At 71.9% G+C, this 15,836-nt stretch carries 16 protein-coding genes; 11 read left to right on the top strand and 5 right to left on the bottom strand.

What is annotated here, in order from left to right; all coding sequences use genetic code 11:
- The first annotated feature begins 143 nt into the window (after positions 1 to 143).
- Complete coding sequence (locus tag P3X83_RS42225) at positions 144 to 623, top strand: PH domain-containing protein (RefSeq protein WP_277311077.1); 480 nt, start codon at positions 144 to 146, stop codon at positions 621 to 623.
- Between the two features lie 60 nt (positions 624 to 683).
- Here P3X83_RS42225 and P3X83_RS42220 read toward each other — a convergent pair whose 3' ends face one another.
- A complete protein-coding gene (locus tag P3X83_RS42220; RefSeq protein WP_277311076.1) occupies positions 684 to 2,375 on the bottom strand; it encodes a hypothetical protein in 1,692 nt (563 codons plus the stop codon).
- A 6-nt stretch (positions 2,376 to 2,381) separates the two neighbouring features.
- Between P3X83_RS42220 and P3X83_RS42215 the strand changes: the two genes are divergently transcribed.
- Positions 2,382 to 3,434, top strand: coding sequence for a hypothetical protein (locus tag P3X83_RS42215; RefSeq protein WP_277311075.1), 1,053 nt, complete (start codon positions 2,382 to 2,384; stop codon positions 3,432 to 3,434).
- Between the two features lie 74 nt (positions 3,435 to 3,508).
- On the opposite strand, the gene P3X83_RS42210 is transcribed toward P3X83_RS42215, so the two are convergent.
- Positions 3,509 to 4,435, bottom strand: a complete 927-nt coding sequence (locus P3X83_RS42210) for an MBL fold metallo-hydrolase (RefSeq protein ID WP_277311074.1) — start codon at positions 4,433 to 4,435, stop codon at positions 3,509 to 3,511.
- Between the two features lie 113 nt (positions 4,436 to 4,548).
- On the opposite strand from P3X83_RS42210, the gene P3X83_RS42205 reads away from it, so the two are divergent.
- On the top strand, positions 4,549 to 5,049 hold the full coding sequence (locus P3X83_RS42205; RefSeq protein ID WP_277311073.1) for a single-stranded DNA-binding protein: 501 nt from the start codon (positions 4,549 to 4,551) through the stop codon (positions 5,047 to 5,049).
- 58 nt (positions 5,050 to 5,107) lie between these two features.
- On the opposite strand, the gene P3X83_RS42200 is transcribed toward P3X83_RS42205, so the two are convergent.
- Together P3X83_RS42200 and P3X83_RS42195 are read right to left on the bottom strand one after the other, a co-directional pair.
- Positions 5,108 to 5,242 carry a hypothetical protein gene (locus P3X83_RS42200; protein WP_277311072.1) on the bottom strand — a complete coding sequence of 45 codons (135 nt, stop codon included), beginning with the start codon at positions 5,240 to 5,242 and terminating at the stop codon, positions 5,108 to 5,110.
- A gap of 312 nt (positions 5,243 to 5,554) precedes the next feature.
- On the bottom strand, positions 5,555 to 6,862 hold the full coding sequence (locus P3X83_RS42195) for a DUF1015 domain-containing protein (RefSeq protein ID WP_277311071.1): 1,308 nt from the start codon (positions 6,860 to 6,862) through the stop codon (positions 5,555 to 5,557).
- Between the two features lie 133 nt (positions 6,863 to 6,995).
- Between P3X83_RS42195 and P3X83_RS42190 the strand changes: the two genes are divergently transcribed.
- Together P3X83_RS42190 and P3X83_RS42185 are read left to right on the top strand one after the other, a co-directional pair.
- Positions 6,996 to 7,430 (top strand): tetratricopeptide repeat protein, encoded by a 435-nt coding sequence (locus P3X83_RS42190; protein ID WP_277311070.1) that lies wholly within the window; start codon positions 6,996 to 6,998, stop codon positions 7,428 to 7,430.
- A gap of 721 nt (positions 7,431 to 8,151) precedes the next feature.
- The gene (locus P3X83_RS42185; RefSeq protein ID WP_277311069.1) at positions 8,152 to 9,198 is read left to right on the top strand and encodes an HAD-IIA family hydrolase; all 1,047 of its coding nucleotides are present in this window, start codon (positions 8,152 to 8,154) and stop codon (positions 9,196 to 9,198) included.
- Positions 9,199 to 9,216: 18 nt separating this feature from the next.
- Here the strand turns inward: P3X83_RS42185 and P3X83_RS42180 are convergent, their stop codons facing one another.
- Positions 9,217 to 9,564 carry an SCP2 sterol-binding domain-containing protein gene (locus P3X83_RS42180; RefSeq protein ID WP_277311068.1) on the bottom strand — a complete coding sequence of 116 codons (348 nt, stop codon included), beginning with the start codon at positions 9,562 to 9,564 and terminating at the stop codon, positions 9,217 to 9,219.
- Positions 9,565 to 9,743: 179 nt separating this feature from the next.
- Here P3X83_RS42180 and P3X83_RS42175 point away from each other — a divergent pair, with 179 nt between their 5' ends.
- The 6 genes from P3X83_RS42175 to P3X83_RS42150 all read left to right on the top strand — a co-directional run bounded on the left by P3X83_RS42175 (position 9,744) and on the right by P3X83_RS42150 (position 15,834).
- Positions 9,744 to 9,974, top strand: a complete 231-nt coding sequence (locus P3X83_RS42175; RefSeq protein WP_277311067.1) for a hypothetical protein — start codon at positions 9,744 to 9,746, stop codon at positions 9,972 to 9,974.
- A complete protein-coding gene (locus P3X83_RS42170) occupies positions 9,971 to 10,792 on the top strand; it encodes a TlyA family RNA methyltransferase (protein WP_277311066.1) in 822 nt (273 codons plus the stop codon). The genes P3X83_RS42175 and P3X83_RS42170 overlap by 4 nt, the downstream gene beginning before the upstream one ends.
- Positions 10,792 to 11,700, top strand: a complete 909-nt coding sequence (locus tag P3X83_RS42165; RefSeq protein WP_277311065.1) for an NAD kinase — start codon at positions 10,792 to 10,794, stop codon at positions 11,698 to 11,700. Before P3X83_RS42170 ends, P3X83_RS42165 begins: the two co-directional genes overlap by 1 nt.
- A gap of 120 nt (positions 11,701 to 11,820) precedes the next feature.
- Complete coding sequence (gene recN / locus P3X83_RS42160) at positions 11,821 to 13,542, top strand: DNA repair protein RecN (protein ID WP_277311064.1); 1,722 nt, start codon at positions 11,821 to 11,823, stop codon at positions 13,540 to 13,542.
- A 130-nt stretch (positions 13,543 to 13,672) separates the two neighbouring features.
- Positions 13,673 to 14,869 carry a putative cytokinetic ring protein SteA gene (gene steA, locus P3X83_RS42155; RefSeq protein ID WP_277311063.1) on the top strand — a complete coding sequence of 399 codons (1,197 nt, stop codon included), beginning with the start codon at positions 13,673 to 13,675 and terminating at the stop codon, positions 14,867 to 14,869.
- Positions 14,866 to 15,834: a copper transporter gene (locus P3X83_RS42150; RefSeq protein ID WP_277311062.1), complete on the top strand. Its 969-nt coding sequence runs from the start codon at positions 14,866 to 14,868 to the stop codon at positions 15,832 to 15,834. Before steA ends, P3X83_RS42150 begins: the two co-directional genes overlap by 4 nt.
- Positions 15,835 to 15,836: the final 2 nt, after the last annotated feature.

The following is a 15,836-nucleotide window of genomic DNA, read 5'->3' as shown; positions in this document are numbered from 1 at the left end:
GCCTGCGCCGATGGTACTGCACTGGGGACGGTGTGGGAGAGTAGGTCGCCGCCGCACGATCTTTGAATATGAAGGGGGGAGGTCCTGGTGTTTGGCACCGGGGCCTCCCCTTTTTTGCGTTCTGGCCCGGTAGCGTACAAGGCGTGACTGAGAGCGTTGGAGAAGCACGAGAGTGGCGGGTCAGGCGCGACTTCGTGGTGTTGAAGGCCGTGGGCCTGGTGCTCGCACTTGTGCTGGTGGTGTTGAACCACGACGACCGGCGGGCGATGGTCCTGTGTGGTGTCGCCGCGCTGGCGCTGGCCGTCCTCATCGCTCGTGACCTGCTCGTCCCGGTGCGCCTGGCGGCCGACGAGGAGGGGGTCATCGTCGTGCGCGGGTTCGCCGGCAGGCGCCGGGTGCCGTGGAGCGATGTCGAGCGCATCGTCGTCGATGTGCACCGCCGATACGGCAGGCGCTGGGAGCACCTGGAGATCGACGCGGGTGAGCAGATCTACGTTTTCGGCGGCGGCCAGCTCGGCACGTCGTGCACACTCGTCGCCGCGGAGCTACGGGCGCTGAGGTCCTCGACCGGGCGCGACGCCGTCCAGGACGAGCAGATGAATGTCCGGGAGGCGGGTCAGTAGTGGGTCCCTGCGGGTAGGGGCGGCCCTAGCCGGTTTTGGCCGGGGAGGTTTGCGCCCTTGCTAGGCTGAAGGTGCCGGGCCACCCCACCGCGGGTGGCCCTTGCCACGTCGGACCACAGGGCGGGCGGCGACGAGATGATGAACGCGCCCGCGGCCGGCTCGCTGACCGAGCCTATGAAATGGACAGAAGTGAACAGAGACCAAGGACGTGATGGCGCGGACCGGCGTGGAGAAGCCGGGCGCCGCGACCCGGACGCTGATGGCGGGAGGCCAGAGCGGGGCGGCTACCGCGGGGATCGTGGTATGCCAGGAGACGGACCTCGGTACGGCGAGCGCCGTGAGAGGCAGCAGGGACGTGAGCGCGGCGAGGGCCGCCCGTACGCGCCGCGCGACCGTGGAGGCGACGCGGGCCGTGGCCGGGAGGGCGACCGAGACGGGCGGTCCGGTGACCGGCGTGGCGGGTCCTTCGGAGGACGTTACGACAATCGCCAGGACAGGCGCCCGGATGACCGAGGCGGGCGCCCGTTCGAGCGCGGCCGTGACCATGGCCAGGGGGGACACGGCGACCGCCGTCCGCCGCATCGCGATTCCGGCGGGTTCCGTGACCGGGACGATCGGCGTGGTTCTGGCGGAGGTTTCCGTGACCGGGATGATCGGCGTGGCCCGGGTGGTTACCGGGACAGGGATGATCGGCGTGGCCCGGGTGGCTACCGTGACCGGGACGATCAGCGTGGTCCCGGCGGGTTCCGTGACAGGGATGACCGGCGTGGTTCTGGCGGAGGTTTCCGCGACAGGGATGATCGGCGTGGCCCGGGTGGGTTCCGCGATCGGGATGACCGGCGTGGTTCTGGCGGAGGTTTCCGCGACAGAGACGACCGCCGCGGTCCCGGTGGCTTCCGGGACGGGGGCGACCGGCCGTACCGGCGCGACGACCGGGGCCAGAATCGAGACCAGAATCGAGACCAGCGCGGTGGCGGCGATCGGCCGTACCGGCGTGATGACTCGCGTCCTGGCGGCGACAGGCGTGAGGGGCGGCCCTACCGCGACGATCGCGGGCCTCGCGAAGGGCGTCCGTTCCGCAGCGATCGGCCCGACCGTGACAGGTCCGACCGTGGCGGACGGCCCTCGTACGGCGATCGGGAGCGTCGCCCGTACGAGCGGCGCGACGACCGTCCGGCACGCCCGTACGGCGACAGAGACGACCGGCGGGGATCCTACAGAGACCGGGACGAGGCGCGTGGCCCTGGCGGCCCCGGCCCATACCGTGACCGCGACGCACAGCGCGGGTTCGGCGGTCGCGGAGACGACCGGCGGGGCGGCGGCGGCAGGCCGGAACGCCGTGACTGGAATGACCGTGGCGACCGTGGTGACAGGGGCGACCGGCGGGATCGGGGCTCGGAGCAGCGGTACGGCGACCGCCCGCCGTTCCGGCGTGACGACCGTGACGGTCGCGGCGACCACGGCGACCGGGAGCGCAGGCCGTACCAGCGTGACGACCGGGGCCCCCGTGACGGCGACCCGCGGCGCACCTCGCACACCCGGTACGGCAGGCGCGACGACGACGCCCCCCGTCCGCGTGAGCGGGAGGAACTGCCCGAGCTCGCGCCCGACATCACGGCGGACGAGCTGGACGCCGAGGTCCGTGACGAGCTGCGTTCCCTCCCCGGTGACCTGGCCGATCTGATAGCCCGGCACCTGGTCGCCGCGGAGCGCGCGCTCGGCGACGACGAGCCGGAGCGGGCCTACGAGCACGCGAAGGTGGCGCGCCGGTTCGCCGCCCGGATCGGCGTGATCCGCGAGGCGGCCGGTGTGACGGCGTACCGTGCGGGACAGTTCGCCGAAGCACTGGGCGATCTGCGCGCCGCGCGCCGGATGACCGGTTCGGATGCGTATCTCCCGATCATGGCGGACTGTGAGCGTGGGCTCGGCCGTCCGGAGCGGGCCCTCGATCTGGTCCGGTCGCGAGAGGCCGAGCGCCTCGATCGGCCTGAGCGCATCGAGCTGACCATCGTCGAGTCGGGTGCTCGCCGCGACCTCGGCCAGCAGGACGCGGCCCTGGTCACGCTGCAGCGGCTGCCCGAGCTTCGCGACCCGCGCCCGCAGCCGTGGTCGGCGCGTCTCGCCTACGCGTACGCGGACGCCCTGGCCGAAGCCGGGCACGCGGAGGCGGCGGCCGACTGGTTCGGGCGTGCGATGGCCTTCGACGAGGACGGCGAGACGGAGGCGGCGGCCCGTTATTCGGAGCTGACCGGCGATGTCATCGGCGACATCGAGGACATCGAAGAGGATTACCAGCCAGAAGGCGATGCGGCGGACGACGGGGAGATAGACGACCTGGCCGACCTCGACCGTCAAATCGAGGACGAGGACGACCTCGACGAGCTGGACTTCGAGGGCCAGCACCCTCCGGCCGACTCGGCCCCGGAGCCCGTCGAGGCCGCGCCGGCCCCGGTCGCGGCCGTGGCGGAGCCCGCCGCGGAGGAACCTCCCACGCGGGAACCCGCCGCTGAGGACGCTGCTGAGGAGCCTCTCGCGGAGGAGCCCAAGGACGAGACCGGGCACGCGGACGACCTGGACGTCTCAGACGAGACGGACGACAAGGGAGACGATGAGGAGCCGCCGGTGAAGACGGCCGGTGAGTCGCCGATCGCTCCCGCGTTCATCGAACCCGACTTCGGTGACTCCGCCGACGCCTCGGATGAATCCGACGAGCCCGACCGGCTCGACGCATCCGACCGTGCCGCTGACCGTGCCGCTGACCGTGCCGACGAGGGCGCCACGTCAGAGGGATCCGCGAAGCGTAAGAGCTGATCTCGGGTCAGGCCGCCGCGTTCACCCTCGTGGGCGCGGCGGCCTGACCGGTGTATGTCGACCTATCGGCCCGTTCAGGGCTGTACGCGGTCCAGCCAGTGCAGGATGCCCGCGACGTTGGACGGCGCGCCGCTGAGCAGTTCGAGCTGCTCGGCGGTCTCGCCGTCGATGCCTAGCGCGCTGTAGCGGTCGCGCGTGCGATCCCTGACCATGGCCACCGCGTGGTCCAGATCCATGCCCGCCGTGTGCGCCTGTTTGGTGAGATCCACCCACACGCGCAGTTCCTCCGCCGATCGTTCGAGCGTGCCGCCGACATCCTCCACGGGGCCATAGTGGCTGAACAGCAGCCGTTGCGGACCGAGGTCCCCGAACAGCGCGATCGAGTCGAGCGCCGTGTTCAGGTCGAAGTCCGGCGGCGGGGTGGCGGGCCGCAGGTCACCGGTCTCCGGGAGGTACACCCCGGCGGCGTCGCCGACGTAGAGGTCTCCGGTCGCGGAGTCGATCAGTCCGACGTGGTGTTTGGCGTGCCCGGGGGAGTAGTGGCTGTTCAGGGTACGGCCGCCGCCGAGGTCGATCGCCCCGGTGTCGCCGAGCGCCCTGATCCTCGACGCCTCGGTCGGTGAGAGCGCGCCGAACAAGGTGTCCAGACGGTCGCCCCAGACCATCTGCGCGCTGGCCATCAGACGGGTCGGGTCGGCCAGGTGCCGCGCGCCCTTCTCATGGACCACGACCTCGGCCGACGGGAAGAACCGCGCGATGTCGCCGACTCCGCCTGCGTGGTCGAGGTGGATGTGCGTGACCACCACGGTGGCCAGGTCATCAGGGCCGACGCCGAGGGATTCGAGGGCGTCGCGCACGATCGGCGCGGACGTCGAGGTGCCGGTCTCGACCAGGCAGGGTTTGTCGCCGAGGATCAGATATCCGGCGGTGATCCCGGCGAATCCCGCCATACGGGTGTCGATCTCGTAGACGTCGCCGCCCAGAGCGGTGATGTTGTCCACAGGCCCTCCTCGGCACGGGAACGGCGTTGTCCCCAGAACCGCGTTCGGGCGATCCCGGGCACGTTCACATCGTAGAGAGTGGTCCCGGTTCCCGATCAGCCAGGAGGCACCGAATGGACCGCAACGAGATCGTCTTGTCCGGCCGTCTGTCGGATAACGCCGAGGTGCGCACGCTGCCCAGCGGTGACACGCTCACCACCTGGAAGCTCTCCGTCCGCCGTCCGGGCCGCACGCGCGAGTCGGTGACCGAGAGCTTCGACTGCGTGACGTTCGACGACGAGCTGGGGCGGTCCGTCGCCGCCCTCCTGCCGCGCGATGTCATCGAGGTGCACGGGGCGCTGCGCCGCCGCTTCTTCTCCACCAGGCACGGCAGGGCCAGCGTGCACGAGATCGTGGCCCGGTCGGTCCGCCTGCTGGAGCGCACGCTCATCGTGTCCTACGACAAGCCGCCGCCCCGCGCCGGGCGCCAAGGTCCGGAACCTGCGGAAGCGGCGGATGCGGGGCCCGAGCTGCCGCCGCTGGTGCCCCGGCCGCGCCGCCCGCCCAGTTCGGAAGCGGGGCCGGGCGGCGCCGGGAAGGAAGCGGCCCCGAAAGACGACCCTCCGTTACCCTGATCACTCGTTCGAGATGATCGTGAACAGGTGCCGGAATCGCTGATCGCCAGGGGCGTCGTCACACCGCCTTGACGTACCCGGAGTCGACGGCGAACTCCGCACCGGTCGAACTGCCCGAACGCGGCGAGGCCGGCAGCACGATCACATCGGCGACCTCCTGGGGCTCGGCCAGCCGGCCGGTCGTCAGGTCCATCGACTCCGGTGCGATCTTGGTCGGTACCGTTTCGCGGTCCGTGCCCGTCAGCCGGGCGAGCCGCGCCCCTCGCCGAGCAGCGTCCGCGTCACCGCCAGGCCGATCCCCTTGGACGCGCCGGTGACCACGGCGACACGGCCGGAAAGCTGCAGGTCCATGCTTTACCCCTTCAGGCGGCGCGGCCCGCCCTCGCGGCGGGCCGTCGTGCCATCCGAAGGTATTTCGGTGGCATCGGCGCGGACCGGTGCTGATGGGACCGGCAATTCCAGCGGTTTTCCGTACTCGCGTCCTCTTGTTCGCGCGCCGGGGTGGTCAGCCGGTGGCGAAGGTGCGCATCACCAGGCCGGTGCGGGGCTTGGGGCCGAACGACGTCGACTTGCGGGGCACGCGTTCGCCTCCGGCGGCGAGGGCGAGGACCTCGCTCAGGGCGAGCGGGTTGAGGATCACTGCGGTGCCGTCGGTCTCGCGGGCCTGTCGTACGGCGGCGTGCGGGTCGTGGTGCACGATGCGCACGGTGTGCTCGTCGTCCTGGCGGCCCCACACCTTCGGCAGCAGGAACTCCGCAAGGATCGAGGTGTTCAGGGCCGACCACCGGGGAGACGCACCGTGCGGCATTGCGTGCGCGAGCTGCAGCGGGTCCGGCTTGGTGAGCAGATGGCAGGCGTCGCCCTCGCCCGCGAGCAGATACGCCGGGTCGCCGACCTCGGCGAGCGCGGCCATCCCCTCCGCCAGGTCGCCGTACTCGTGCACCTGGCAGGCGCCCTTGGCCTTGGACACCGCCTGCCCAAGGGGGAGCCCGGGGATGACCCGGTGAATGGGGTGCAGATCTGGCGGATAGGCACTGGAGTCGACCAGGAGGACGAGCCCGTAGTCCCACGGCCCGGAGGCGGCGGCCGGGTCCTGGGCCTCGGTGCGCCGTTCGGCCTGCAGTGCCCGGTAGGTGGCGTAGCGGTGGTGGCCGTCGGCGATCAGCGCCTGGCGGGGCCGGAGGTCGTCGTCGAGCACGGCGAGTTCGGCGGGGTCGGTGATCGTCCAGAGCCGGTGTCGCAGGCCATCGGTGGTGTCCGCCTGGACCAGCGGCGTACGGCTCGCCGCGATCTCGTCGACCAGCCGGGTGGCGGGGCCTCCGCCCTCATAGACCAGGAAGATGGGCTCCAGATTGGACTCGGTGGTCCGCATCAGCGCCAGCCGGTCGGCGACCGGTCCTGGCATGACGTGCTCGTGCGGCAGGATGACGCCAGTGCCGGGGTCCGCCAGCGCGACGGCGCCGATCAGGCCCCGCTGGAGCACCCGGTCACCGGCGCTCTGCTCATAGACGTAGACGGCCGGGTCGGGGTCGGCGGCCAGCACGCCGGACCTCAGCCAGTCACGCAGGGTGTCGCGGGCTTGCGCGTAGTGATGACGATCACTTCCGGGAAGGATCAGCCGCACCACGTTGTTCGGGTGTATGGCAAGCAATTCACGGACGTCGTCGTCGGAGATGAGATCGTATGGCGGAGAGGTGACCTTGGCCGTCTCCTCGGCGCCATGCACGCCGCCGGGTTCCCCGGCGGTGAAGCGCACACCATGGAACGGGCGGAGCACCAGCCCGTCCGGCACCGGCAGTTCAGGATTCGCCATATCGGGCATGCTCCCATAGAGCACTGATTCGTTCAGAGTCCGCCCCGATGACACGGCGGAATCCTTCTCCCTCCTAACGGCAAGTCTGCGGATGCATTGTCAGTTCGCCATATTCGTATGGAAAGGATGGCAGATGGTGCACGGCCCCAACGGTCCGGACAACACCCCGGAGCAGTCGGCGGGGGCCCCGAGCGGCGACGTCTACGAGTGGTTCCAGCGCGGCATGAAGCTGCTGCGTGAGGGCAGCCCGGCCGCTGCGGCGGCGCTGCTTGAGCGGGCGGCCGAGGCCGAGCCGGACTCGCGCAGCGTGCGCGAGGGCCTGGCCCGCGCCCAGTTCAACTCCCGCCAGTACGGCAAGGCGGCCGAGAGCTTCCGGTCGATCGTCGATCTCAACCCGACCGAGGACTACGCCTACTTCGGCCTCGGCCTCGCCCTCTGGCGCACCGGCGACATGGAGGCGGCCCAGGAACCCCTGGCCATCGCCGTCGCGATGCGCCCCGACCACAACGACTACGTATCGGCCCTGAAGAGCGTCCGCGCCACCCTCCGCGCCCGCGAGGCCATGTGACCATCTATCCACCCACCCACCCGGCTCTCCCCGCGCCCGGCAAGGCCCCGCCTGCCGGGCGCGCTCATGCCACCGACCGCTGATGGCCTTCTCGTTGTCGCCCTTGGTCCTGGACGGCGTCCCCGCCCGTGTCATGGACGAGCAGCGCCCGCTGCCCCGCGTCGTGCCCTGCTGGTGGCCACTGTCGCAGGCCACGTGCGGGTGGACGGACGTGTCCACCGTCTGGGGCAGTGACGCTGCCGCTTGCGGGCTCCCGGCCGTTCGGGCGGGTCATGGCGTTCGCCGCACCGCCTGGCTGGTGCGCGTTCCCCGGACGCCCGTCAGCAACCGCCGCCTCAGGCGTCGCTCGCAGGCTCACCTCCAATACCTCGCGCGGACTGAGGCGGACGCCGAGGTCGTGTCGCTCGTGAGCGTGCCTTCGGGCCGTAGGGAGCCGGCGCGCGCCTGGGGGGCACACCCAACACACCCCGCTCTTGTTTTGGACGATCCGCCGTTGTTCGGACAGCGGCTGTGGAGTGGGTGGAGTCCTTCCGGCCGGCTGTGGTGTCTGCCCCGGCTTGCAAGCCGTGGCTGGGGAGGGCTTTCCATTCGCTCGGGGTGGGCGCTGGGTTCCGGTGACCTGCGGTCGGCGTCGTGGACCTCGGCTTCGAGTGTGCCTTCGGGGCGTACGGCGGGAGGGCGGGCGCTACTGGATGGGGATGGCCGCATAGGATCGCGGGGTGTGGTGACAAGGTGCCTGGTCGAGGGATACGACACGCTGCTGCTTGACCTTGATGGTGTGGTTTACCTGGGGCCCAGTGCCATTCCCGGGGCCGCGGAGGCGTTGAGCGAGGCGGCGCGGACGGGGGTGCGGCTGGCCTATGCGACCAACAACGCGTCGCGGACACCGCGGGCCATCGCCGAGCATCTCGTGGCGCTGGGAGCGCCTGCGCGGGCGGAGGATGTGGTCACCTCGGCGCAGGCCGCCGCGCGGCTGATCGCCGAGCGCGTGGTGCCGGGGTCGCCGGTGCTGGTGGTGGGCGGTTCGGGGCTGCGGCAGGCGGTGCGGGAGCGTGGGCTGCGGCCGGTGACCACGGCGGCGGATTCGCCGGTGGCCGTGGTGCAGGGCTTCTCGCCTGACATGTCCTATGGGTTGCTGGCCGAGGGGGCGCTCGCCGTACGCCACGGGGCGCTGTTCGTGGCCGCGAACGGCGACGCGACCATGCCGTCCGGTAAGGGCGAGCTGCCGGGCAACGGCGCGATGAGCCGGGTGATCGCGACCGCCACCGGTGTCGAGCCGATCGTGGCGGGCAAGCCGCTGCCGCCCATGCACCGCGAGTCGATGCTGCGCACCGGCGCGAAACGCCCGCTGGTGGTGGGAGACCGGCTGGACACCGACGTGGAGGGCGCCGCCAACGCGGGCGTGGACAGCCTGCTGGTGCTCACCGGCGTCGCCACGTCCCTCGACGTGCTCACCGCCGTGCCCGAGCATCGGCCGACCTACGTGGCCGCCGACCTGTCCGCGCTGCACAGGCCCTATCCGCGCGTCGAGCCCGGCGGCGGGGGATCGTGGACCTGCGAGGGCTGGAGCGCCCGCTGGGAGTCTGGGAGCCTGTCGGTGACCGGCTCAGGCGATCCGCTGGACGGCCTGCGCGCCGCCGCCCGCGCGGCCTGGGACGCGGCGGGCGACGACCGGCTGAGCGAGGACGCCGTCAAGCCCGCCCTGGCCGAGCTATCCGAGCTATCCGAGCTATCCGAACTGTCCGAGGTGTTCCCTCGGGGCCGCTGAGACCCGGCCGCGCCGCCGTCAAAGGAGACGGCGGAGGCGAAAGAGGTCGCCGATGCTCGCCTCGATCTTGACCCGGCCGCCGAAGAGCGCCCGCGCCATGTCGAGTTCGCCGTCCACCAAGGCGACCAGGTCGTCGCTGCTGATCGTCAGGCGGATGTCGGCGTCGCGCGCCCGCTCGCCTGGGGCGGGGTCGCGGAACTCGATGCCGCCGTGGTGGATGCGCCCGTGGAAGACGGCGCCGAGGTCGGGCACGTGGCAGCTCACCGAGCGGTCGACGACGTGCTTGGCCTTGGTCTCCTCGTCGACCTCGTCGAACTGCTCGGCGAGCTTGCGCAGCGCCGCCCGGCACTCCTCGACGGTCGCCATAGTTCGTGCCCCTCCTCCTCAGGACGGTAGCGTTCCAACCTAACTACTACGCGAAATCCATCGTGCATGGGCACAGCGCGGCACCGTCGGCGCGCCTGTCCGTGGCGGGTGTCGGATAGCGTCAGAGCAGCGGGGCGTACATACGCGTTCGCATCGGATCATCTCCCGGAAGGGGACGCATGACGGATCTGCCGCAGCGGGCGGCGGGGTCGGCCGGGGAGGCGCTCGCCGGGCTCGACCGTCTCGCCACGCTGCCCGTCGCCGAGCACGTCGCCGTGTTCGAGGAGATCCACGCCGGGCTGGAACACCTCCTGTCCACCGCGGACGACACCATAGAGGACACCGTAGAGGACACCGCAGCGGTCGCGGCCGACCTCCCTGGGGCCGACGACCGGTGGGACGGCGCGTGAGCAGGAGAGTTCGGCTCGACACCGAGCTAGTGCGCAGGGGCCTGGCGCGCTCGCGCGAGCAGGCCGGAAGCCTGATCGCCGACGGCAGGGTCAGCGTCGGCGGCCAGGTCGCGGGCAAGGCGGCCAGCCAGGTCGACACGGCCGCCGCGATCGTCGTGGCCGAGCCCGCCGGCGGCGGCCCCGACTATGTCTCGCGCGGGGCGCACAAGCTGCTCGGCGCGCTCGCCGCCTTCGCCCCGCGCGGGCTGGCCGTCAAGGGCCGCCGCTGCCTGGACGCGGGCGCGTCCACCGGCGGCTTCACCGACGTGCTGCTGCGCGAGGGCGCGGCGCACGTGCTCGCGGTGGACGTCGGCTACGGCCAGCTCGCCTGGTCGCTGCGCACCGACGAGCGGGTGACCGTCATGGAGCGCGTCAACGTCAGGGAACTGACTCCCGCCGACGTGGGCGAGCCGCCGACCCTCGTGGTCGGCGATCTGTCCTTCATCTCGCTGCGCCTGGTGCTGCCCGCGCTGCTCACCTGCGCCGCGCCCGCGTCCGACTTCGTGCTGCTGGTCAAGCCGCAGTTCGAGGTGGGCAAGGAGCGCGTGGGCGCGGGCGGCGTGGTCCGCGAGCCGGAGCTGCGGGCGCGGGCCGTGCGGGAGGTGGCCGTGGCCGCGCTGGGGCTGGGTCTGGTGGTGCGCGGGGTGACGGCGAGCCCGTTGCCCGGACCTTCGGGCAACGTGGAGTATCTGCTGTGGCTGGGCAGGGGCGAGGGGGCAGCGCCCGTCCCCGACCTGCAGGCGGAGATCGATCGGGCGGTGGCGGAGGGGCCCCGGTAGTGACGGCGAAGCGGACCATTCTGATCACGACCCATACCGGACGGCAGGCGGCCGTCGCCGCGGCCCGGCAGGTGATCAACATGCTGGTGAGCGCCGGGATGCACGTCCGGGTGCTCGCCTCGGAGGCCGAAGGGGTCGCCTGTCCCGGGGCCGAGATCGTCCCGGCGACGATGGACGCCGCCGAAGACGCCGAGATGATCATCGTGCTCGGCGGCGACGGCACCATCCTGCGCGCCGCCGAGCTGGCCAGGCCCACTGGCACGCCGCTGCTCGGGGTCAACCTGGGCCACGTGGGCTTCCTGGCCGAGACCGAGGTGGACGACCTGGCGGAGGCCGTGGACGGCGTGGTCCGCGGTCGCTACGACGTGGAGGAGCGTCTCACGCTCCAGGTGGTGGCGCGCCTGAACGGCGAGGTGATCGCCGAGACCTGGGCGGTCAACGAGGTGACGGTGGAGAAGACCGACCGCATGCTGGAGGTGGTCACCGAGATCGACGGCCGCCCGCTGTCGCGTTACGCCTGTGACGGTGTCATCTGCGCCACCCCGACGGGTTCGACCGCCTACGCGTTCTCCGCCGGAGGGCCGGTGGTCTGGCCGGAGGTGGAGGCGCTGCTGCTGGTGCCGATCAGCGCGCATGCCCTGTTCGCCCGGCCTCTGGTGGTCTCGCCGCGATCGATCATGGCCGTGGAGATCCTCCCGAACACGCCCGGTGGGGTGTTGTGGTGCGACGGCCGCCGCCGCTTCGACCTGCCGTCCGGGGCGAGGGTCGAGGTGCGCCGGGGCGACCTGCCGGTGCGTCTGGCCAGGCTGCACGGTATCGAGGACACCGGTGCGCCGTTCACCGACCGTCTGGTGGCCAAGTTCGACCTGCCGGTGCAGGGCTGGAGGGGCCGCGTGCGCGGGATTTGAGCACTCCGGGTACGCGTGCTGTGACGCGCGCGTTCAGGTTCCGGAGGGCGGGAAGCGCGTAGGATCGTGTGGCACGCGCCGCACACGCGTTCGGTGGCTGGTATGTGACGGGAGGGACCAGTGCGACCAAGGGTCGAGGAGGTCCGGATCGGCGGTCTCGGCGTCATCGACGAGGCCGTCCTGGAGCTTTCGCCGGGCTTCACCGTCGTCACGGGCGAGACCGGCGCGGGTAAGACGATGGTGGTGACCGGGCTCGGGCTGCTGTTCGGCGGTCGCGCCGACCCCTCGCGGGTCCGGCCGGGCGCCGACAAGGCGACCGTCGAGGGCAGCCTGTTCGTCGAACCGGGCGGCCGGGTCGCCCAGCAGGTGGAGGACGCGGGCGGCCAGGTCGACGACGGGCAGCTCATCATCGCGCGCACCGTCTCGGCGGAGGGCCGCAGCCGCGCCTGGCTGGGCGGGCGCACGGTGCCCGTGGGCACGCTCACCTACCTGGCCGACGACCTCGTGGCCGTGCACGGGCAGATGGACCAGCAGCGCCTGCTGCAGCCCTCACGCCAGCGTGCGGCGCTCGACAGGTACGCGGGCGACGAGCTGGTCAAGCCGCTGCGCGCCTACGAGCAGGCCTACCGCCGCCACCGCGAGGTCGGCGAGCTGCTCAACGAGCTGACCACCCGGGCCCGGGAGCGGGCCCAGGAGGCCGACATGCTCAGGTTCGGCCTGGAGGAGATCGAGAAGGTCGATCCGAAGGCCGGTGAAGACGCTGAACTGCGGGAGGAAGAGGAGCGGCTCTCTCACGCCGACGCGCTCCGCTCGGCGGCGACGACGGCGCACGGCGCCCTGCTCGGCGACCCGATGAGCCCGATGAGCGCGGCCCAGGTCGCCCAGGACGCCATCTCGCTGCTCGGCGCGGCCCGGGCGGCGGTGGAGGCCGTGCGCGAGTTCGACGCGGCGCTCGGCGGGCTGGGCGATCGCCTGGCCGAGGCCGGTTACCTGGTCTCTGACGTGGCCACCGAGCTGGCCGCCTACGCCGAGTCGGTCGACGCCGACCCGCTGCGGCTGGCCGTCGTCCAGGAGCGCAGGTCGCTGGTGGCCGGGCTGACCCGCAAGTACGGCGAGGACGCCGCGGCCGTCCTGGAGTGGGCGCAGCGCTCGGCGGCGCGCGTGGCCGAGCTGGAGGGCGACGACGACCGCATCGAAGACCTGACCCGCGAGCACGACGAGCTGACCGGACGGCTCACCGAGCTGGCCGGCGACCTCACCCGCGTCCGCACCGCCGCCGCCGAGCGGTTCGGTGAGGCGGTGACCCGCGAGCTGACCGCGCTGGCGATGCCGCACGCCCGGGTCGTGGTGCAGCTCACCCAGGGGCGCGAGTTCGCCCCCCACGGGCTCGACGAGGTGGAGCTGCGCATGTCGGCGCATCCGGCCGCGCCGCCGCTGCCGCTCAGCAAGGGCGCCTCCGGCGGTGAGCTGAGCCGGGTGATGCTGGCCATCGAGGTCGTCTTCGCGGGCGCCGATCCGGTGCCGACGTTCGTCTTCGACGAGGTCGACGCCGGTGTCGGTGGCAAGGCGGCGGTCGAGATCGGCCGCAGGCTCGCCATCCTCGCCCGCACCGCGCAGGTCATCGTGGTCACCCACCTGCCGCAAGTGGCCGCCTTCGCCGACCAGCACCTGGTCGTGGAGAAGTCGAGCGACGGCAGCGTGGTCCGCAGCGGGGTGGTGACGCTCGACCACGAGGGGCGGGTGCGCGAGCTGTCGCGGATGCTCGCCGGCCTGGAGGATTCCGAGCTCGGGCGGGCGCACGCGGAGGAGCTCCTCGACATCGCCGCCACCGATCGGGCATGACGGCGGTCGATCCGGACAGTTCCGGCTCCGGCGCGGACCGGCCTTTCCCTTCCGTCACGCCGTGTGACAAATCTGACACGCCGCGCCATGCGAGGCCGGTGGGGTCGTTCCCTCTGGCAGGATGGGCGTGATGAAGGTGCCGACCATGAGGGTTCCGGGCCTCCGCCGCTGGAAGGCAGACGACCTTCCCGGGGTTACGGCAGTGGCGAGGATCGATCGGCGGACCAAGAGGCTCACCAAACGCCTCAGGCCCGGCGAGATCGCGATCATCGACCACGTCGACGTCGACCGGGTGAGCGCGGAGGCGCTCGTGGCGTGCGAGGCCGCCGCGGTGGTCGACGTCGCGGCCGGCATCAGCGGGCGCTACCCCAACCTCGGCCCGCAGATCATCATCGAGGCGGGCGTGCCGTTCGTGGACAACGCCACCCCCGAGCTGTTCGAGCGGATCAAGGACGGCGACGTCATCCGGGTCCACGAAGGCGTGGTCTACGTCGGCGACGAGGTGGTGGGCAAGGGCGACGCCCAGACCGCCGAGAGCGTCGAGGCGGCCATGACCGAGGCGCGGGCGGGCCTTTCGGTGCAGATCGAGGCGTTCGCCGCCAACACCATGGAGTACGTCAGGCGCGAGCGCGACCTGCTGATCGACGGCGTGGGGGTGCCGGAGATCCGCACCCCACTCGAAGGCAGGCACGTCCTTATCGTGGTCCGCGGCTACCACTACAAGGAAGACCTCGCCACGCTGCGCCCCTACATCCGGGAGTACCGCCCGGTGCTGATCGGGGTCGACGGCGGCGCCGACGCCCTGATGGAGGCGGGCTACCTGCCCGACATCATCGTCGGCGACTTCGACTCGGTCTCTACCAAGGCGCTCACCTGCGGGGCCGAACTGGTCGTGCACGCCTACCGCGACGGCCGCGCGCCCGGCCTGGAGCGGGTGCGCAGGCTGGGCCGCGACGCCGTGATCTTCCCCGCCCTGGGCACCAGCGAGGACATCGCGATGCTGCTGGCCGACGACAAGGGCGCCGACCTCATGGTGGCCGTGGGCGCCCACGCGACCCTGGTCGAGTTCCTGGACAAAGGCCGTTCGGGCATGGCCAGCACCTTCCTCACCCGCCTGCGGGTGGGCGGCAAGCTCATCGACGCGAAAGGCGTCAGCCGGCTCTACCGCAGCCGGATCTCCAACTCCTCCCTCCTCCTGCTCGTCATCACCACCCTGATCACGTTCGGGGTGGCGCTGCGGATCTCGCCGGTCGGCCAGATCTGGCTGGAGGGCCTGCGGGACTTCTGGAACGCCTTCATCTTCTGGTTGGTCGGACTCTTCTCGTGATCGATTTCCGTTATCACCTCGTCTCCATCATCGCGATCTTCCTCGCGCTGTCGGTCGGCATCGTGCTCGGCTCGACCTTCCTGCAGGACCCCGCCATCTACGTGGCGAACAAGGCGGTCGAGCAGGTCACCCAGCGCAACACGGGCCTGCAGGACCAGATCACCTCGCTGCAGCTCCGCGAGGGCGGCAACGAGGCGCTGATCTCGGCGCACACCCGCGAGCTGGTGCGGGGCGCGCTCGACGGCGAGCGGGTGCTGCTCGTCGAGCTGCCCGGGGTCACCGCGGCCGACCGCGAGGGCGTGCAGCAGGTGCTCGAACACGCCGACGCGGCGGTGAGCGGGCAGGTGGCGCTCACCGAGAAGTACCTCGACCCCAAGCAGACCGGCATGATCGACCAGCTCGCGACGGCCGCCAAGCCCGCGGAGATGACGCTTCCGGCTGACGCCACGCCGTACGAGAAGGCCGCCGCGGTGCTCGCGGCGGCGGTGGTGACCTCCGACACGGCCCAGGTGGGCAGGGAGAACCCGGCGGCTGCGGGGGTGCTGGAGGCGTTCCAGGAGGGCGCGCTGATCACGATGAGCGGCGATCCCGCGCTGCGGGCGTCGCTGGCGGTGGTGCTGGCGCCCGGCGAGCCGTCCGAGGGCGATGACGCCGAGGCGCAGAGTGCCGGGATCATCGCGCTGGCCGAGGGGCTCGACGCGGCCGACCGGGGCACCGTCGTCACCGGTCCCACGGCCTCCGCGGGGCCGGGCGGGGTGGTCGCCGGGCTGCGCGACTCCGGGGCGGCCGGCGCCGTCTCCACTGTCGACAACGGCGAACTGCCTACGGGACGCGTCGTGCTGGTCTACGCTCTGCGCGAGCAGCTCTCCGGCGGCGCGGGGCAGTACGGCACCGGTCCCGGCGCCTCGGCCGTGGAGCCCTCTCCCGTACCCACATCCACTCCGAGCAGCTCCTCCGGAGGCTGACC

This window comes from Spongiactinospora sp. TRM90649 (assembly GCF_029382225.1).
In the GTDB taxonomy this organism is placed as follows: Bacteria; Actinomycetota; Actinomycetes; order Streptosporangiales; family Streptosporangiaceae; genus Spongiactinospora.
The sequence above is the reverse complement of the archived record's forward strand: the minus strand, read 5'-3'. Positions and strand labels throughout refer to the sequence as shown.

What these genes read in the sequence shown, in the direction of transcription:
- P3X83_RS42180 (WP_277311068.1), bottom strand. Translation starts at nt 9,564, where the DNA reads ATGGCGACCGTCGAGGAGTGCCGGGCGGCGCTGCGCAAGCTCGCCGAG.
- P3X83_RS42205 (WP_277311073.1), top strand. Translation starts at nt 4,549, where the DNA reads ATGGACCGCAACGAGATCGTCTTGTCCGGCCGTCTGTCGGATAACGCC.
- P3X83_RS42190 (WP_277311070.1), top strand. Translation starts at nt 6,996, where the DNA reads ATGGTGCACGGCCCCAACGGTCCGGACAACACCCCGGAGCAGTCGGCG.
- P3X83_RS42200 (WP_277311072.1), bottom strand. Translation starts at nt 5,242, where the DNA reads ATGGACCTGACGACCGGCCGGCTGGCCGAGCCCCAGGAGGTCGCCGAT.
- P3X83_RS42195 (WP_277311071.1), bottom strand. Translation starts at nt 6,862, where the DNA reads ATGGCGAATCCTGAACTGCCGGTGCCGGACGGGCTGGTGCTCCGCCCG.
- P3X83_RS42175 (WP_277311067.1), top strand. Translation starts at nt 9,744, where the DNA reads ATGACGGATCTGCCGCAGCGGGCGGCGGGGTCGGCCGGGGAGGCGCTC.
- steA (WP_277311063.1), top strand. Translation starts at nt 13,673, where the DNA reads ATGAAGGTGCCGACCATGAGGGTTCCGGGCCTCCGCCGCTGGAAGGCA.